The organism is Achromobacter piechaudii NBRC 102461, assembly GCF_001571245.1.
GTDB classification, from domain to species: domain Bacteria; phylum Pseudomonadota; class Gammaproteobacteria; order Burkholderiales; family Burkholderiaceae_B; genus Achromobacter; species Achromobacter piechaudii.
On the sequence record NZ_BCTK01000007.1, the window covers coordinates 131,223 to 145,331 of the forward strand.

Sequence of the window (14,109 nt, forward strand, 5' to 3'; positions counted from 1 at the left end):
CGTCGTCGCGTTGTGTCCAGGTCAGTCCAGAGCAGGCTCGTCCGCGCGCAGGCGGGCCGTTGAAAAACAAGGTTGAGCCCAAAAGGCGGATGTGCCTATAATTACCTACCGACCGTCCGGTAATTAATTAATCTTTATTTAACGGCATGCGCCGAACCGCTGTCAATGCAGGGCAATCACCTTGCGCGCGGGCTCGTCGCGGCCACCCAAAGGCTGTCATGGCTACCGTTGCCCCCCCTGCCCAGAAACGCGCCCGCGCTGGCCGGCCCCCCACGCTGGCGGCGCCGCGCGAACGCATTCTGGAAGAAGCCGCCAAGCTCTTCGCCCAAAGCGGTTATGACGGCAGCTCGGTCGCGGATCTGGCCGCCGCCATCGGCGTGTCCAAGGCCGCCATCTATCACTACTACACCACCAAGCAGGACATCTACGACGCCATCATCCTGGGCGTGTTGAACGGCCTGACCCAAAGCGTGGGTCAGGAAGTGGCCGCCGCCCAGGGCGCCGCCGCCCGCTTGCAGGCTTTCATGGTCGGCCACGCGCGCTATTTCGAACAGCACCATGCCGAATTCGTCACGATGCTGATCGGCTATTCCGGCATGGCGCTGCCCGAACGCGAAGACGCCGCCCGGCTGCGCGACGGCTATGAAAAGCGCCTGCGCGAAATCATCGCGCAGGGCGTCGAACAAGGCGTGTTCCGCTCGCTGGACGTGGCTGCAACGGGCCGCGCCGTGCTGTCCATGCTCAATTGGATGGTGCGCTGGTACAAGCCCGGTCAGGGCGACAGCGCCCAGGCCATCGCCGCTGGTTATTTCGATTTATTGGTCGGCGGCATGCGCGCCTGATGCGCCGCCGTCCGCAATCTGCCCTGCTTATTTTTTGAGACTCGCACCATGGCCCTCGACACCGAAACCCTGAACCTGTTGCTGGACGCCGTGCACCGCTTCGTGCACGAACGCCTGATTCCCGCCGAAGATGAACTGGCCACCAGCGGCCAGGTGCCACCCGACATCGTCAACGAAATGCGCGATCTGGGGCTGTTCGGCTTGTCCATTTCGCCGGACTTCGGCGGCTTGGGCCTGACGATGGAAGAGGAAGTGCGCGTGGTGTTCGAACTGGGCCAGACCTCGCCCGCGTTCCGTTCGCTGGCCGGCACCAACATCGGCATCGGCTCGCAGGCCATCGTGTTGGCGGGCACGGACGAACAGCGCGCGCAGTATCTGCCCAAGCTGGCCAGCGGCGAGCTGATCGGCTCGTTCGCGCTGACCGAGCCGGACGCAGGCTCCGACGCCATGGCGCTGCGCCTGTCGGCCGAACGCGATGGCGACAGCTACGTGCTCAATGGCACCAAGCGCTACATCACCAACGCGCCCATCGCCGGCCTGTTCTCGGTCATGGCGCGCACCGCGCCCGAACGCCGCGCCAATTCCATTTCGTGCTTCCTGGTCGAAGCGGGCACGCCCGGCCTCATCATCGGCAAGCCCGACAAGAAGATGGGCCAGGCCGGCGCGTTGACCAGCGACGTGGTGTTCGACAACTGCCGCGTCCCGGCCAGCGCGTTGCTGGGCGGCGAAGAGGGCAACGGCTTTCGCACCTCGATGCGCGTGCTGGACAAAGGCCGCCTGCATATCTCGGCGCTGTGCGTCGGCATTGCCGAGCGCCTGCTGTCCGACGCGGTCAAGTACGCGCTGGAGCGCAAGCAGTTTGGCCAGCCCATCGCCGAATTCCAGTTGATCCAGGCCATGATCGCCGACAGCCAGGCCGAGCTCTACGCGGCCCGCTGCATGGTGCTGGACGCCGCCCGCATGCGCGATCGCGGCGAGAACACGACCATGCAGGCCGCGTGCTGCAAGCTGTACTCGACCGAAATGGTGGGCCGCGTGGCCGACCGCGCCGTGCAGATCCATGGCGGCGCGGGCTACATGTCTGAATATGCCGTCGAACGCTTCTACCGCGACGTGCGCTTGTTCCGCATCTTTGAAGGCACCTCGCAGATCCAGCAGTTGGTGATCGCCCGCGAAACGATCAAGGCGCATTCCTGAGCGTTTTTCGTTTGAAATCCGGCGAGAGTGTCCAAACAGCTAATATCCGGATTGACGAATGGTGCTGCGGGCGCGACCCTAACGGTCCGCGTCCGGGTATGACGCGCTGGCGGCCTGAACCGCCGGCATGACGGAATTCCAGTCTGGCTTGCGCATGGCCGCAAGCCGGACGTTTTCATTTCTCATCTAGCGAAAAGACTACAGATGTCGCAACGTCCTGCTCCCCTTACCGGCATACGCGTGCTGGATCTGACCCGCGTGCTGGCGGGCCCCTGGTGCACCCAGAACCTGGCCGATCTTGGCGCCGAGGTGATCAAGATCGAACGGCCCGGCTCGGGCGACGACACGCGCGCCTGGGGGCCTCCGTACCTGAAGGACGAAGCGGGCAACGACACCACCGAAGCCGCCTACTACCTGTCCGCCAACCGCAACAAGATGTCGGTGGCGCTGGACATCGCATCGCCGCGCGGCGCCGAGCTGGTGCGCGAACTGGCGCTGCAAAGCGACATCCTGGTCGAGAACTTCAAAGTGGGCGGCCTGAAGAAGTACGGGCTGGACTACGAAAGCCTCAAGGCCATCAACCCGCGCCTGATCTATTGTTCGATCACTGGCTTCGGCCAGACCGGCCCCTACGCCAGCCGCCCCGGCTATGACTTCATGATCCAGGGCATGGGCGGGCTGATGAGCATCACCGGCGAACGCGACGACCTGCCCGGCGGCGGTCCGCAAAAAGCCGGCGTGGCCGTGGCGGACCTGATGACCGGCATGTATTCCACCGTGGGCATCCTGGCCGCGCTGCTTGAGCGCGCCAACAGCGGCCTGGGCCAGCACATCGACATGGCGCTGCTGGACTGCCAGGTCACCATGCTGGCCAATCAGAACCTGAACTTCATGACCTCCGGCGTCGCGCCTCAGCGCGCGGGCAACGCGCACCAGAACCTGGTGCCCTACCAGGTGTTCGCCGCCGCCGATGGCCATTTGATCGTGGCCGTGGGCAACGACAGCCAGTTCCGCAACTATTGCGGCGCGATCGGGCTGCCGGAACTGTCCGCGGACCCGCGCTTTTCCACCAATCCGCAGCGCGTGAAAAACCGCGCCGAGCTGGTGCCGCTGTTGGCCGAACGCATGGCCACCGGCGCGCGTGATCACTGGCTGGCCGCGTTGGAAGGCGTGGGTGTGCCGGCCGGTCCCATCAATACGCTGGATCAGGTCTACGAAGATCCCCACGTGTTGGCGCGCGACATGAAGCGCGAGCTGCCGCATCCGGCCGCCGGCAAGGTGCCGATGGCGTCCAGCCCGCTGAAGTTCTCCGACAGCCCCGTTCAGTACCCCCGCCCGCCACCGATGCTGGGCGAGCACACCGCGCAGGTGCTGGCGGAAAAGCTCGGCTTGTCGACCGAGGAAATCCAGGCGCTGGCTCAAAGCCAGCCTTGAACGGCGCGGGCCGGCCACGCGCCGCCCGCTTGCCTTGCGCCATGCCGCGGCGCGCACCATTCATTCCAATACAGGCAGGAGAGAGTTGATGACGGAGATTCAAACCATCGGCGTCGTAGGCGCCGGGGCCATGGGGCGCGGCATTGCGCAGATCGCGGCGCAAGCCGGACTGCGCGTGCGCCTGTACGACACCAGCGCCGATGCGGTCGCTGCGGCGCGCGAATCCTTGCGCCAGACGTGGGACAAGCTGGCGCAAAAGGGCAAGCTGACCGCCGCCGATGCGCAGGCCGCGCTGGAGCGCGTGGAACCCGCCACTGCGCTGACCGACATGTCGGCCTGCCAGTTGGTGGTGGAAGCCATCGTCGAACGCCTGGACGTCAAGCGTGACCTGTTCGCCGCGCTGGAAGGCGTGGTCTCGGACGACTGCATCCTTGCGTCGAACACGTCCTCGCTGTCCATCACCGCCATTGCCGCCGCCTGCAAGCATCCGCGCCGCGTGGCCGGCTATCACTTCTTCAACCCCGTGGCGTTGATGAAGGTGGTCGAGGTGATCGACGGGTTGCGCAGCGCGCCCGAAGTGGGCGATGCGCTGGCCGAGCTGGCCCGCCGCATGGGCCACACGCCCGTGCGGGCCAAGGACATGCCGGGCTTCATCGTCAACCACGCTGGCCGTGGCATGAATACCGAAGGGCTGCGCGTGGCACAAGAGGCCGTCGCCAGCTTCGCCCAGGTCGATGCCGTGATGCGCGAGCAAGCCGGTTTCCGCATGGGTCCGTTCGAGCTGCTGGACCTGACCGCGCTGGACGTGTCGCATCCGGTGATGGAATCCATCTACCGCCAGTTCTTCGACGAAGCGCGATTCCGTCCGTCGCCGATCACGACGGTGCGCCTGGCTGGTGGACTGATCGGGCGCAAGGCCGGCGAAGGTTTCTACGTCTATGCCGATGGCCAGAAGCAAGTGCCCGCCGAACCCGCCGTGCCTGCGTTGCCCGAAGGCCTGAAGGTCTGGGTCAGCCCCAAGCACGGGGAAGGCTACGCGCGCGCCTCCGCGCTGGTGGAAAAACTGGGCGCCACGCTGGTCACGGGCTCCACGCCCGATGCGGACGCGCTCATCATCGTCACGCCTTTTGGCGATGACGTGTCCACGACGGTGTCGGCCCAGGGCCTGAACGCCGGGCGCACGGTCGGTCTGGATGCGTTGTACGCGTTCGATGGCGCCAAGCGCCGCACCATCATGGTGTCGCCCGCCACCGAGGCGAAGTGGCGCGATGCGGCGCACGCGCTGCTGGCCGCCGATGGCGTGCCGGTGACGGTGATCGAGGATTCGCCGGGCTTCATCGCCCAACGCATCGTGGCGATGATCGTGAACATCGCCGCCGACATCGCACAGCAGCAGATCGCCACGCCGGAAGACATCGACAAGGCCGTGACGCTGGGCCTGGGTTATCCGGTGGGCCCGCTGTCGCTGGGCGACAAGCTCGGCGCCGACCGCATTCTGGAAATCCTGAAGAGCATGCAGCGCGTGACCGGCGACCCGCGTTATCGCCCCAGCCTCTGGCTGCAACGCCGCGTGCAACTGGGCATGTCGCTGTTGAAGTCATCGGCGGAATAAGCAGGGGCGCGCCACGCTTGAAGCGGCGTGGCGCGCGTCAACGCTTGCGGTGCGCCGCAGGAAATGTGTGATGCACGTAAAAAAGCCCCTTGAATGATCTTCAAGGGGCTTTTTGCTGTTCGGCTGCGTGTGTTGCTTACTTGGCGTGGTCCACCATGTATTGGACGGCAGCGCGGATGTCGTCTTCCGAGGCATTGGCGGCGCCGCCCTTGGGCGGCATCGGCGGCTTGCCTTGCATGGCGACCTTCACCATGGCGTCCATGCCGGTCTTGATGTAGGGCTCCCAGGCGGCCTTGTCGCCAAACTTCGGCGCATTGGCAACGCCCGTGGCGTGACAGGCGAAGCACACGCTCTTGTAGAGCTTTTCGCCTGCCGGATTGACGGCAGCGGCTTGCTGGGGTGCCGGGGCGGCAGCGGGGGCCTGTGCGGCGGGCGCAGAGGCGGCGGGCGCAGCGGCCGCAGCAGGAGCGGCTGCCGCAGGCGCGGCGGCGACGGCTGGTGCAGCCGCAGCCGGTGCTGCATCTGCTTCCTTCTTGGCGCCTTCTTCGGCGGGAGCAGCCGGTTCGGGCAGCGATGCGCCCGACTTGTTGGCCATATAGACCACGGCGCGCGCGACTTCGTAGTCGGACAGCGTCGGGTTGCCACCCTTGGCGGGCATGCCGCCCTTGCCGTGCAGGGCCACGTTCAGCATGGTGTCGTAGCCGGACTTGATGAACGGCGCCCAGGCGGCGTTGTCGCCCATCTTGGGAGCGCCGGCCACGCCAGCGGTGTGACAGGCCGTACAGACCGCGGCGAAGACTTGTTCACCCGTCTTGAAAACCTTGGGGGCGTTGGCGTCGACAAGCTCAAACCCCGCGACCGGCGCAATGCGCTTGGTGACCGCTTCAGAAGACAGGGAATCCGAGCCGGCTCCGGTCTTGTTGCCGGAGACCACCATGTTCACCAGGAGAATGATGATGGCGATGGGGATCACGAAAGACAGGACGATCGTGACGACCAGTTGCTTGGGGGTCTTGATGGGGGAGGAGTGCTCTTCTATGTGTTCCTGCTCGTTGCTCATGACCAAATCCTGCTAACGGGTGGGGCGCCTGGCGGCGGCAACAGAAAATCAGTAACTGCACAAATCGGCGGACAGATCGCGCATCCGCCTGCAAGCAAACGCTGGATTATATAACGGTGTCAGGGACACACGTCCAACGCATGTGACCGGGTTTTCGATGAGATTGGCGGAAGATTTGAGCCACTTCATGCAGGCTATCGAAAACTAGGTACAATGTCGCCTCCTTGCGCTGCGCCCGTAGTTCAATGGATAGAATGAGAGTTTCCGAAGCTCTTGATACAGGTTCGATTCCTGTCGGGCGCACCATCTTGTGCATGGTCAAGCAACGTCGTTCGACTGATTACCGCTTTGACTCATCGCCGCAGTACCAACTCTCCGTCCGCTTCAAACTCCCGCGCTTCAAACCCCGCCTGTCTTCATCGCTGAGTTGCGACCATTGGTATTGACTGCTGCTGCGTCATTGCCGTGCTTGCAGTGCTCATACGCTTGTTGTGAAAAGTCGACATCGTTCAAAACCCTGCATGAGACTGGCTTTATCGGCGGAACTTACCGCCGTCACGAACAGGGTTTGAAGTCGTTGCTCTGATCAGCGCAGACCAGAAACAGGCACGGCCGGCAGTCGCCGGCGCGTGTCAAAAAAATTGCGGCAAACTTGACCGCAATATTTTCCATACGCCCTTCGATAACCCTGGGAGATGTGCTGAAACGATAGCGGGAAATAAATAACCCGCAGGTCAGAAACTCACGATCCGCCCCGTTCATCGAAGGGACGCCAAACACCAGACCCTTAATCGTCCAGCGAAGGCACCGTGCCGATCTGGGTCAGGATGCGTGGCGATTCCATGTCGCCGGTTTCTTTATCGATCCACACTTCATAAGCGGCTACGCCGGCGAATTTGGAGGCCATCGAATTGGCGATTCGGATGGCGCCGAATTCGCTGCTGGCCGGACGGATTTCCCCGGGCGCCACGCCGTTGGCGGCGGCGCGATAGGGAACAACGATGTACTGAACGAGATGAGCGGCTTCTGACACAGGATTCTCCCTGGACGACAGTTTTTTGGGCGAGCGAAATGTATCACGTCGCACTGTGTTTTTGTACAGTATTTCAGCGCCCAGCACCAACTAATTTTCACGCGGCGGGAAAACCCCTAGCGTTCGCGCATTGCCGCCGATTCGTCGCGCCTCTATTATTTTCGAAAATCTTCACGGTTTTATAAAAAGAGGCAAGGGATGGAAGCGAACCGGTACGACGCTTATCGCGAGAACACCGCTGGCCGCGCCAATGTGGCGGACTCGCCCGAGCGCATCGCCTACTACCAGGAGCTCGCGCGACTGGAAACCGGCGCCTTGTGGACCGTGGCAAACAAGATCGAACCCTGGGCGCCGCGTTCGGCCTCGGTGCCGGTGGTGTGGCGCTATCAGGACCTGCGCGCGCATGTGCTGCGTTCCGCCGAATTGGTGTCGCCCGAAGAAGCGGGCAGGCGCGTCATCTACCTGAACAATCCCGGCCGGCGCGACGTTGCAGCCGCCGTGGGCTGGCTGTACTCCGGCTTGCAGGTGATGCAGCCGGGCGAACTGGCGTCGGCCCACAAGCATTCGCATTCCGCGCTGCGCTTCATCATGGAAGGGCGGGGCGCCTACACAGTGGTGGACGGCCACAAGATGACGCTGGGCGCGAACGATTTCGTGCTGACGCCTAACGGCACCTGGCATGAACATGGCGTGGCCGAAGACGGCACCACCTGCATCTGGCAGGACGGGCTGGATATTCCGCTGGTCAACGCGCTGGAAGCGGGCTTTTACGCCGTGCATCCCGACCTGAATCAGACCGTGACTTATCCGGTGGACGACACCAGCGCCGCCTGGGGCAACGCGGCCTTGCGCCCGCAGGTGTCGGGCTGGACCAAACCCTATTCGCCGCTCTTCAAGTACGAATGGGAGCCCACCTACGACGCCTTGCGACGCTACGCGCGCACCACCGCCGGCAGTCCCTTTGACGGCATCTTGCTGGACTACGTGAATCCCGCAACGGGCGGGCCGGTCATGCCGACCATCGGCGCCAGCATGCAGTTGCTGCGCCCCGGCGAACACACCAAGGCCCATCGCCACACGGGCAGCTTCATCTACCAGGTGGCCAAGGGCAGCGGCTTTTCCATCATCGACGGCAAGCGCTACGACTGGACCGAACGCGACATTTTCTGCGTGCCCTCCTGGGCCATCCACGAGCACGCCAACCTGTCCGACAACGACGATGCCTGCCTGTTCTGTTTCAACGACCTGCCCGTGATGCGTGCGCTGGGGCTTTACCGCGAAGAAGCGGTCAAGGAAAACGACGGCCATCAAGTGCTGATCTAGCGTCGCGCCACCCCTTCATCATTTTTTCCACCGCGCGGGCGCTGTCCGCGTGTTGACTCAATGCGTCCTGAATCTATGGAGTTCCTATGCGCTTGGTGACTTTTCGCGCCCATCCTACCGCCGCCGCCCGACTTGGCGCGCTGGCCGAAGGCTATGTAATCGACCTGGCGTTGCTGGGCCGCGCCGGTGGCGTCGATCTGCCCGACGACATGCTGGCGTTCATCGACCTGGGGCCGGTCGCGGTCGAACAGGCCGGCCGCCTGATGGAGGCCTATCAGGGCGAATGGCCCGTGGGCACCGCGCTGCCGCAGGAAAACGTGAAACTGCTGGCGCCCATTCCGCGCCCGCGCAAGAACATCTTCGGCATCGGCCTGAACTACGTCGAGCACGTGGCCGAATCCAGCCGCACGCTGGACACGGCGCCGGACCTGCCCAAGCAGCCGGTGATCTTCTCCAAGCCGCCCACCACCGTCATCGGGCCGGGCGACGCCATCGAGCACAACGTCAAGATCACGCAGCAGCTGGACTGGGAAGTGGAGCTGGCGGTGATCATGGGCCGGCGCGCCTCGCGCGTGGCCGAGGCCGATGCGCTGTCCTACGTGTTCGGCTACAGCGTGATGCTGGACATGAGCGCGCGCGACTGCCGCCGCGCGGGCCAATGGATCTACTCCAAGGGCCAGGACACCTATGCGCCGTTCGGCCCATGCATCGTTACCGCCGATGAGATTCCCGACCCGCAGGTGCTGGACTTGTGGCTGACCGTCAACGGTGAAAAGAAGCAGGGCTCGAACACGCGCCACATGCTGTTCAAGGTGCCGTTCCTGATCGCCGACATCAGCGCCGGCATCACGCTGGAACCGGGCGACATCATCGCCACCGGCACGCCGGAAGGCGTGGGCGCGGGCCGCAAGCCGCAGGAATGGTTGTGGCCGGGCGACGTGGTGGTTGCGTGCGTGGAAGGCATCGGCACGCTGCGCCATCCGGTCGTGGCGGTATAGGTCCAGGCCGGCCGCGTGGCGGGCAACGCAGTCTTCAAGGGGAAAACATGATCAAGAAACAGAAACTGGGCGGCATCGCCGCCGCGTTGTCCGTCGCGCTGGGCGCGGCGTTTTCGATGGGCGCGGCGCGCGCCGCCGACCCGGTCAAGATCGGCTTTATCGCCACCTTGTCCACGCCCGCGGGCTACATCGGCGAGGACGAGCGCGACGCGTTCAACCTGGCCATCAAGCAGGGCGGCGGCACGCTGGGCGGTGTGCCGGTGCAGCTGGTCATCGAAGACGACGGCCTCAAGCCCGCCAATGCCAAGCAGGCCGCCGACCGCCTGCTGCAATCCGGCGTGAAGCTGTACACGGGCGTGAACTTCTCCAACGTGCTGGCCGCCGTCGTACCCAGCGTCGTGAAGTCCGGCGCGTTCTATGTCAGCCTGAACCCCGGCCCGTCCAATTTCGCGGGAGAAAAGTGCGACCCCAACTACTTCGTCGCGTCCTACCAGAACGACGCCTTCCACACGGCGGGCGGCGTGGCGGCCAACGAGCTGGGCTATAAGCGAGTCGTGCTGCTGGCGCCCAATTACCAGGCAGGGCGCGATGCCATCGAAGGCTTCAAGCGCACCTACAAGGGCGAGGTGGTGGCCGAGATCTACACCAAGCTCGACCAGTCGGATTTCTCGGTGGAACTGGCGCGCGTGCGCTCGCTGGCGCCCGAAGCCATCTACCAGTTTCATCCGGGCGGCACGGGCATCAACTTCGTCAAGCAGTACGCGGCGGCGGGCTTGAACAAGAGCATCCCGATGCTGATGCCCAGCTTCTCGATGGACGCGCGGATGATCCAGGCCACCGGCGATGCATCCCTGGGGTCCTACACCACGGGCATCTGGTCTCAGGATTTCGACAACCCGCCGTCCCAGGCCTTCGTGAAAGCGTTCAAGGAAGCCTATGGCCGCATGCCGACCGACTATGCGATGCAGGCCTACGACACCGCGCAATTGATTGGCGTGGGCCTGAAGGCGACGGGCGGCGACTTGTCCAAGGCCGACGCGTTCCGCGCGGCGCTGCGCAAGCCGGACTTCACGTCGTTGCGCGGCAAGTTCAGCATGAATACCAATCAGCATCCGATCCAGGACCTGTACCTGATGCGCATTGAAAAGGACAGCACCGGCGGCCTGGCGCCGCATCTGGTGCGCAAGCTCGTGTCCGACGACAAGGACGCCTACGCCCAATTCTGCAAGATGCCATCATGACGCTTCTGTTCGAACAGCTGCTTAACGGCTTGCAGTTCGGCGCTATGCTTTTCATGCTGGCGGCCGGGCTGACGTTGATCTTCGGGATCATGGGCGTGGTGAACCTGACGCACGGGTCCTTCTATATGGTGGGCGCGTACTGCGCCGCCTACGCCATCGGCACCACGGGGTCGTTCCTGGCGGGCGTGCTGGCCGCGCTGCTGGGGGCCGGCCTGTACGGCATCTCGGTCGAAGTGCTGGTGATCCGCAAGCTGTACAAGCGCGATCACCTCTACCAGGTGCTGGCCACGTTCGGCCTGCTGCTGTTTTCGAACGAAGCGGTCAGCCTGATCTTCGGACGGCGGCCGCCGCTGGTGGGCATCCCCTCGTTTCTGGAAGGCGCGGTGACGCTGGCGCCCGGTTTCCAGTATCCGGTGATCCGGCTGTCGTTCATCGGCATCGGCGCGCTGGTGGCGGTGGGCTTGTGGTGGCTGGTCAACCGCACGCGTATCGGCATGCTGATCCGCGCGGGCGCGGATGACCGTGAAATGGTGGATGCGCTGGGGGTGGACATCCGCAAGCTGTATACGCTGGTCTTCGGCCTGGGCGCGCTGCTGTGCGGACTCGCCGGCGTGATGGCCGCGCCGCTGCTGGCGGTGGAAATCGGCATGGGCGAACGCATCCTGATCACGACGTTCGTGGTGATTGTGATCGGCGGCGTGGGCTCGGTGCGCGGCGCGTTGGCGGGCGCTTTGCTGGTGGGCATGGTCGACAGCCTGGGGCGCGCCTTTCTGCCGCAGTTGCTGTCCACGATGTTCTCGCCCGCCACGGCGGACCCGCTGGCCGCCGGCATGGCGTCGGCCAGTATCTATGTGTTGATGGCGATCGTGCTGATCGCCCGGCCGGGTGGCCTGTTTCCGGCGCGAGGATGATGATGGCAAAGACACTTTCCAATCGCGCCCGCTGGGGCCTGGCCGGCCTGACGGTATTGATCCTGCTGCCTGCCGCTGCGCTGGCCTCGGGCTCGCCCTTCCTGATCGGCGTGGTCACGCGCTTTCTGATCTACGGCCTGGCCGCCGTCAGCCTGGACCTGGTCATCGGCTACGGCGCCATGGTCAGCTTCGGCCACGCCATGTTCTTCGGGTTGGGGGGCTACGCGGTGGGCATCATCGCCTTCCACACCGCCGAAGCCGGGCCGATCTTTGGCTGGGCCGGCAGCAATGCGGCGCTGGTCGTCTGGCCCATCGCGCTGATCGTGTGCGCGCTGGCCGGCTGGGTCTTCGGCTATCTGGCGCTGCGCACGCGCGGTGTGCAGTTCATCATGATTACGCTGGCGTTCGGGCAGATGGTGTATTTCATCCTGGTGTCGTTGCAGTTCTATGGCGGCGACGACGGCCTGATGATTCCGCAGCGCAACGTGCTGCCCGGCATCAATCTGGAAAGCCCGCTGGTGTTCTATTACGTCTGCCTGGCGCTGCTGACGGCGTGGACGCTGCTGTGCATCCGCATCACCAACTCGCGTTTCGGCATGGTCTTGCAGGCCTTGCGCCAAAGCGAACGGCGCGCCGTGAACCTGGGCGTGGCGCCCACGCCGTATCGCCTGAGCGCCTTTGTGCTGTCGGCCGTGGGCACGGGACTGGCGGGCGTGCTGTGGGCGAACTACGCGGGGCTGGTCACGCCCGACATGGCGGCTTGGACCAAGTCGGGCGAGCTCATGGCCATCGTGATCCTGGGCGGCGTGGGCACCTTGCTGGGGCCCATCGCGGGCGCGGCGGTGTTCCTGGGGCTGGAGCAGACGCTGTCGTCGCTGACCGAACATTGGCTGCTCTACATGGGGCCGATCCTGGTGCTGGTGGTGCTGTGGGGCCAGAAGGGCCTGTTCGGAAAATTGCTGGAGACGCGCCATGCCGACTGACGCCCAAGACAGCCTGTTGCGCCTGACGCAGTTGCGCAAGGCCTTCGATGCGGTGGTGGCCACCAATGGCGTGGACCTGGATGTACAGGCCGGCGAGATCCACGCCATCATCGGGCCCAACGGCGCGGGCAAATCCACACTGATCGCGCAGATCTGCGGCGAGATCCGGCCCGACTCCGGCACCATCCATCTGGACGGGCGCGACGTGACCGGCTTGCGCGCCTTTGAACGCGCGCGGCTGGGTCTGGGGCGCTCGTTCCAGATCACCGAGCTTTGCCACGAATACACGGCGCTTGAAAACGTGATCCTGTCGCGCATGCTCAAGGGCGGGCGCGCGTTCGGCGCGTGGTCCGATCCGCGCCGCGACGCGGGCCTGAAAGAGCAGGCGATGCAATGGCTGACCCATGTGGGGCTGGCGGACCGTCGCCATGTGCGGTCAGCGGACCTGGCGCATGGCGAAAAACGGCAATTGGAATTGGCGGTCGCGCTGGCGCGGTCGCCGCGCCTGTTGCTGCTGGACGAACCCATGGCCGGCATGGGCCCCGAGGAATCGGCCCGCATGACGCGCCTCTTGCAAGGCATGAAGGGCGACTACGGCATCCTGCTGGTGGAACACGATATGGACGCCGTCTTCGCACTGGCCGATCGCATCAGCGTGCTGGTATACGGCCGTGTGGTGTTCAGCGGCGCGCCCGACGAGGTGCGCCGCCATCCCGACGTGCGCGCGGCCTATCTGGGAGAAGAACATGTTGAAGGTTGACGGGCTGACGGGCGGCTACGGGTCCAGCAAGGTGCTGTTCGGCATGTCGTTCGAAGCCAGCGAGGGCGAGGTCATTTCGCTGATCGGCCGCAACGGCATGGGCAAGACCACCACGGTCAAGACGCTGATGGGCATGCTGCCTGCCACCGGGGGCGCGGTGCAGTTCCGGGGGCAGACACTGGGCCGGTCCGCGCCCAGCACGGTGGCGCGCCTGGGCGTCGGGCTGGTGCCGGAAGGGCGCAGGGTGTTCGGGTCGCTGACCGTGCAGGAAAACCTGGTGGCGACCGCGCGCGCGGCGGCGGGCGGCTGGGACCTGGCGCGCGTCTATGCGTTGTTCCCGCGTCTGCAAGAGCGCCGCGCGCAGTCCTCGCGCACGCTGTCGGGCGGTGAACAGCAGATGCTGGTGGTGGGCCGCGCGTTGATGACCAATCCCAAGCTGCTGATCCTGGACGAAGCCACCGAGGGGCTGGCGCCCCTGATTCGCCAGGAGATCTGGCGTTGCCTGCGATCGCTCAAGTCCGAAGGCCAGACCATTCTTGTCATCGACAAGAACCTGCCCGAAATGGCGACCCTGGTGGACCGGCACTACATCGTGGACAAGGGGCGTGTGGCCTGGTCGGGCAAGCCGGCCGAGCTGTCGGCGCAGCCTGAGCTGGCGCATCGCTACCTGGGCATATGAAGCGGCCGCGCGCGGGTAGAATGAGCCGCCTGTGCG

General features: G+C 64.8%; 13 protein-coding genes and 1 tRNA gene. 12 read left to right on the forward strand and 2 right to left on the reverse strand.

The window, feature by feature from the left end; translation table 11 throughout:
* The first annotated feature begins 218 nt into the window (after window positions 1-218).
* The 4 genes from API01S_RS18365 (at window position 219) to API01S_RS18380 (ending at window position 5,085) form a co-directional block, all read left to right on the forward strand.
* Window positions 219-842: a TetR/AcrR family transcriptional regulator gene (locus API01S_RS18365; protein ID WP_006217088.1), complete on the forward strand. Its 624-nt coding sequence runs from the start codon at window positions 219-221 to the stop codon at window positions 840-842.
* Window positions 843-890: 48 nt separating this feature from the next.
* Window positions 891-2,039: an acyl-CoA dehydrogenase family protein gene (locus tag API01S_RS18370; protein WP_006217089.1), complete on the forward strand. Its 1,149-nt coding sequence runs from the start codon at window positions 891-893 to the stop codon at window positions 2,037-2,039.
* A gap of 204 nt (window positions 2,040-2,243) precedes the next feature.
* Window positions 2,244-3,473 (forward strand): CaiB/BaiF CoA transferase family protein, encoded by a 1,230-nt coding sequence (locus tag API01S_RS18375; RefSeq protein ID WP_061305736.1) that lies wholly within the window; start codon window positions 2,244-2,246, stop codon window positions 3,471-3,473.
* A gap of 88 nt (window positions 3,474-3,561) precedes the next feature.
* Complete coding sequence (locus tag API01S_RS18380; RefSeq protein WP_050730548.1) at window positions 3,562-5,085, forward strand: 3-hydroxyacyl-CoA dehydrogenase; 1,524 nt, start codon at window positions 3,562-3,564, stop codon at window positions 5,083-5,085.
* Window positions 5,086-5,221: 136 nt separating this feature from the next.
* Here the strand turns inward: API01S_RS18380 and API01S_RS18385 are convergent, their stop codons facing one another.
* Window positions 5,222-6,145, reverse strand: a complete 924-nt coding sequence (locus API01S_RS18385; RefSeq protein ID WP_050730549.1) for a c-type cytochrome — start codon at window positions 6,143-6,145, stop codon at window positions 5,222-5,224.
* Window positions 6,146-6,376: 231 nt separating this feature from the next.
* Here API01S_RS18385 and API01S_RS18390 point away from each other — a divergent pair.
* Window positions 6,377-6,451 (forward strand) — tRNA-Arg (locus API01S_RS18390).
* A gap of 481 nt (window positions 6,452-6,932) precedes the next feature.
* On the opposite strand, the gene API01S_RS18395 is transcribed toward API01S_RS18390, so the two are convergent.
* The gene (locus API01S_RS18395) at window positions 6,933-7,178 is read right to left on the reverse strand and encodes a hypothetical protein (protein ID WP_006217094.1); all 246 of its coding nucleotides are present in this window, start codon (window positions 7,176-7,178) and stop codon (window positions 6,933-6,935) included.
* 198 nt (window positions 7,179-7,376) lie between these two features.
* On the opposite strand from API01S_RS18395, the gene API01S_RS18400 reads away from it, so the two are divergent.
* The 7 genes from API01S_RS18400 to API01S_RS18430 all read left to right on the forward strand — a co-directional run bounded on the left by API01S_RS18400 (window position 7,377) and on the right by API01S_RS18430 (window position 14,073).
* Window positions 7,377-8,501, forward strand: a complete 1,125-nt coding sequence (locus API01S_RS18400) for a cupin domain-containing protein (RefSeq protein WP_039882669.1) — start codon at window positions 7,377-7,379, stop codon at window positions 8,499-8,501.
* 86 nt (window positions 8,502-8,587) lie between these two features.
* Entirely contained in the window at window positions 8,588-9,499 is a 912-nt protein-coding gene (locus tag API01S_RS18405; protein ID WP_050730550.1) for a fumarylacetoacetate hydrolase family protein, read from the forward strand.
* Between the two features lie 47 nt (window positions 9,500-9,546).
* Window positions 9,547-10,740, forward strand: coding sequence for an ABC transporter substrate-binding protein (locus API01S_RS18410; protein ID WP_050730551.1), 1,194 nt, complete (start codon window positions 9,547-9,549; stop codon window positions 10,738-10,740).
* Window positions 10,737-11,651, forward strand: coding sequence for a branched-chain amino acid ABC transporter permease (locus API01S_RS18415; RefSeq protein WP_061305738.1), 915 nt, complete (start codon window positions 10,737-10,739; stop codon window positions 11,649-11,651). The genes API01S_RS18410 and API01S_RS18415 overlap by 4 nt, the downstream gene beginning before the upstream one ends.
* Window positions 11,648-12,634: a branched-chain amino acid ABC transporter permease gene (locus API01S_RS18420; RefSeq protein WP_050730552.1), complete on the forward strand. Its 987-nt coding sequence runs from the start codon at window positions 11,648-11,650 to the stop codon at window positions 12,632-12,634. The genes API01S_RS18415 and API01S_RS18420 overlap by 4 nt, the downstream gene beginning before the upstream one ends.
* On the forward strand, window positions 12,624-13,394 hold the full coding sequence (locus tag API01S_RS18425; protein ID WP_006217100.1) for an ABC transporter ATP-binding protein: 771 nt from the start codon (window positions 12,624-12,626) through the stop codon (window positions 13,392-13,394). The genes API01S_RS18420 and API01S_RS18425 overlap by 11 nt, the downstream gene beginning before the upstream one ends.
* A complete protein-coding gene (locus API01S_RS18430) occupies window positions 13,381-14,073 on the forward strand; it encodes an ABC transporter ATP-binding protein (protein WP_006217101.1) in 693 nt (230 codons plus the stop codon). Before API01S_RS18425 ends, API01S_RS18430 begins: the two co-directional genes overlap by 14 nt.
* Window positions 14,074-14,109 lie beyond the last annotated feature (36 nt).

Bases quoted from the DNA above. Each gene is read 5' to 3' on its own strand.
- API01S_RS18365 (WP_006217088.1), top strand. From the start codon at position 219: ATGGCTACCGTTGCCCCCCCTGCCCAGAAACGCGCCCGCGCTGGCCGG.
- API01S_RS18370 (WP_006217089.1), top strand. From the start codon at position 891: ATGGCCCTCGACACCGAAACCCTGAACCTGTTGCTGGACGCCGTGCAC.
- API01S_RS18375 (WP_061305736.1), top strand. From the start codon at position 2,244: ATGTCGCAACGTCCTGCTCCCCTTACCGGCATACGCGTGCTGGATCTG.
- API01S_RS18380 (WP_050730548.1), top strand. From the start codon at position 3,562: ATGACGGAGATTCAAACCATCGGCGTCGTAGGCGCCGGGGCCATGGGG.
- API01S_RS18385 (WP_050730549.1), bottom strand. From the start codon at position 6,145: ATGAGCAACGAGCAGGAACACATAGAAGAGCACTCCTCCCCCATCAAG.
- API01S_RS18400 (WP_039882669.1), top strand. From the start codon at position 7,377: ATGGAAGCGAACCGGTACGACGCTTATCGCGAGAACACCGCTGGCCGC.
- API01S_RS18405 (WP_050730550.1), top strand. From the start codon at position 8,588: ATGCGCTTGGTGACTTTTCGCGCCCATCCTACCGCCGCCGCCCGACTT.
- API01S_RS18410 (WP_050730551.1), top strand. From the start codon at position 9,547: ATGATCAAGAAACAGAAACTGGGCGGCATCGCCGCCGCGTTGTCCGTC.
- API01S_RS18415 (WP_061305738.1), top strand. From the start codon at position 10,737: ATGACGCTTCTGTTCGAACAGCTGCTTAACGGCTTGCAGTTCGGCGCT.
- API01S_RS18420 (WP_050730552.1), top strand. From the start codon at position 11,648: ATGATGATGGCAAAGACACTTTCCAATCGCGCCCGCTGGGGCCTGGCC.
- API01S_RS18425 (WP_006217100.1), top strand. From the start codon at position 12,624: ATGCCGACTGACGCCCAAGACAGCCTGTTGCGCCTGACGCAGTTGCGC.
- API01S_RS18430 (WP_006217101.1), top strand. From the start codon at position 13,381: ATGTTGAAGGTTGACGGGCTGACGGGCGGCTACGGGTCCAGCAAGGTG.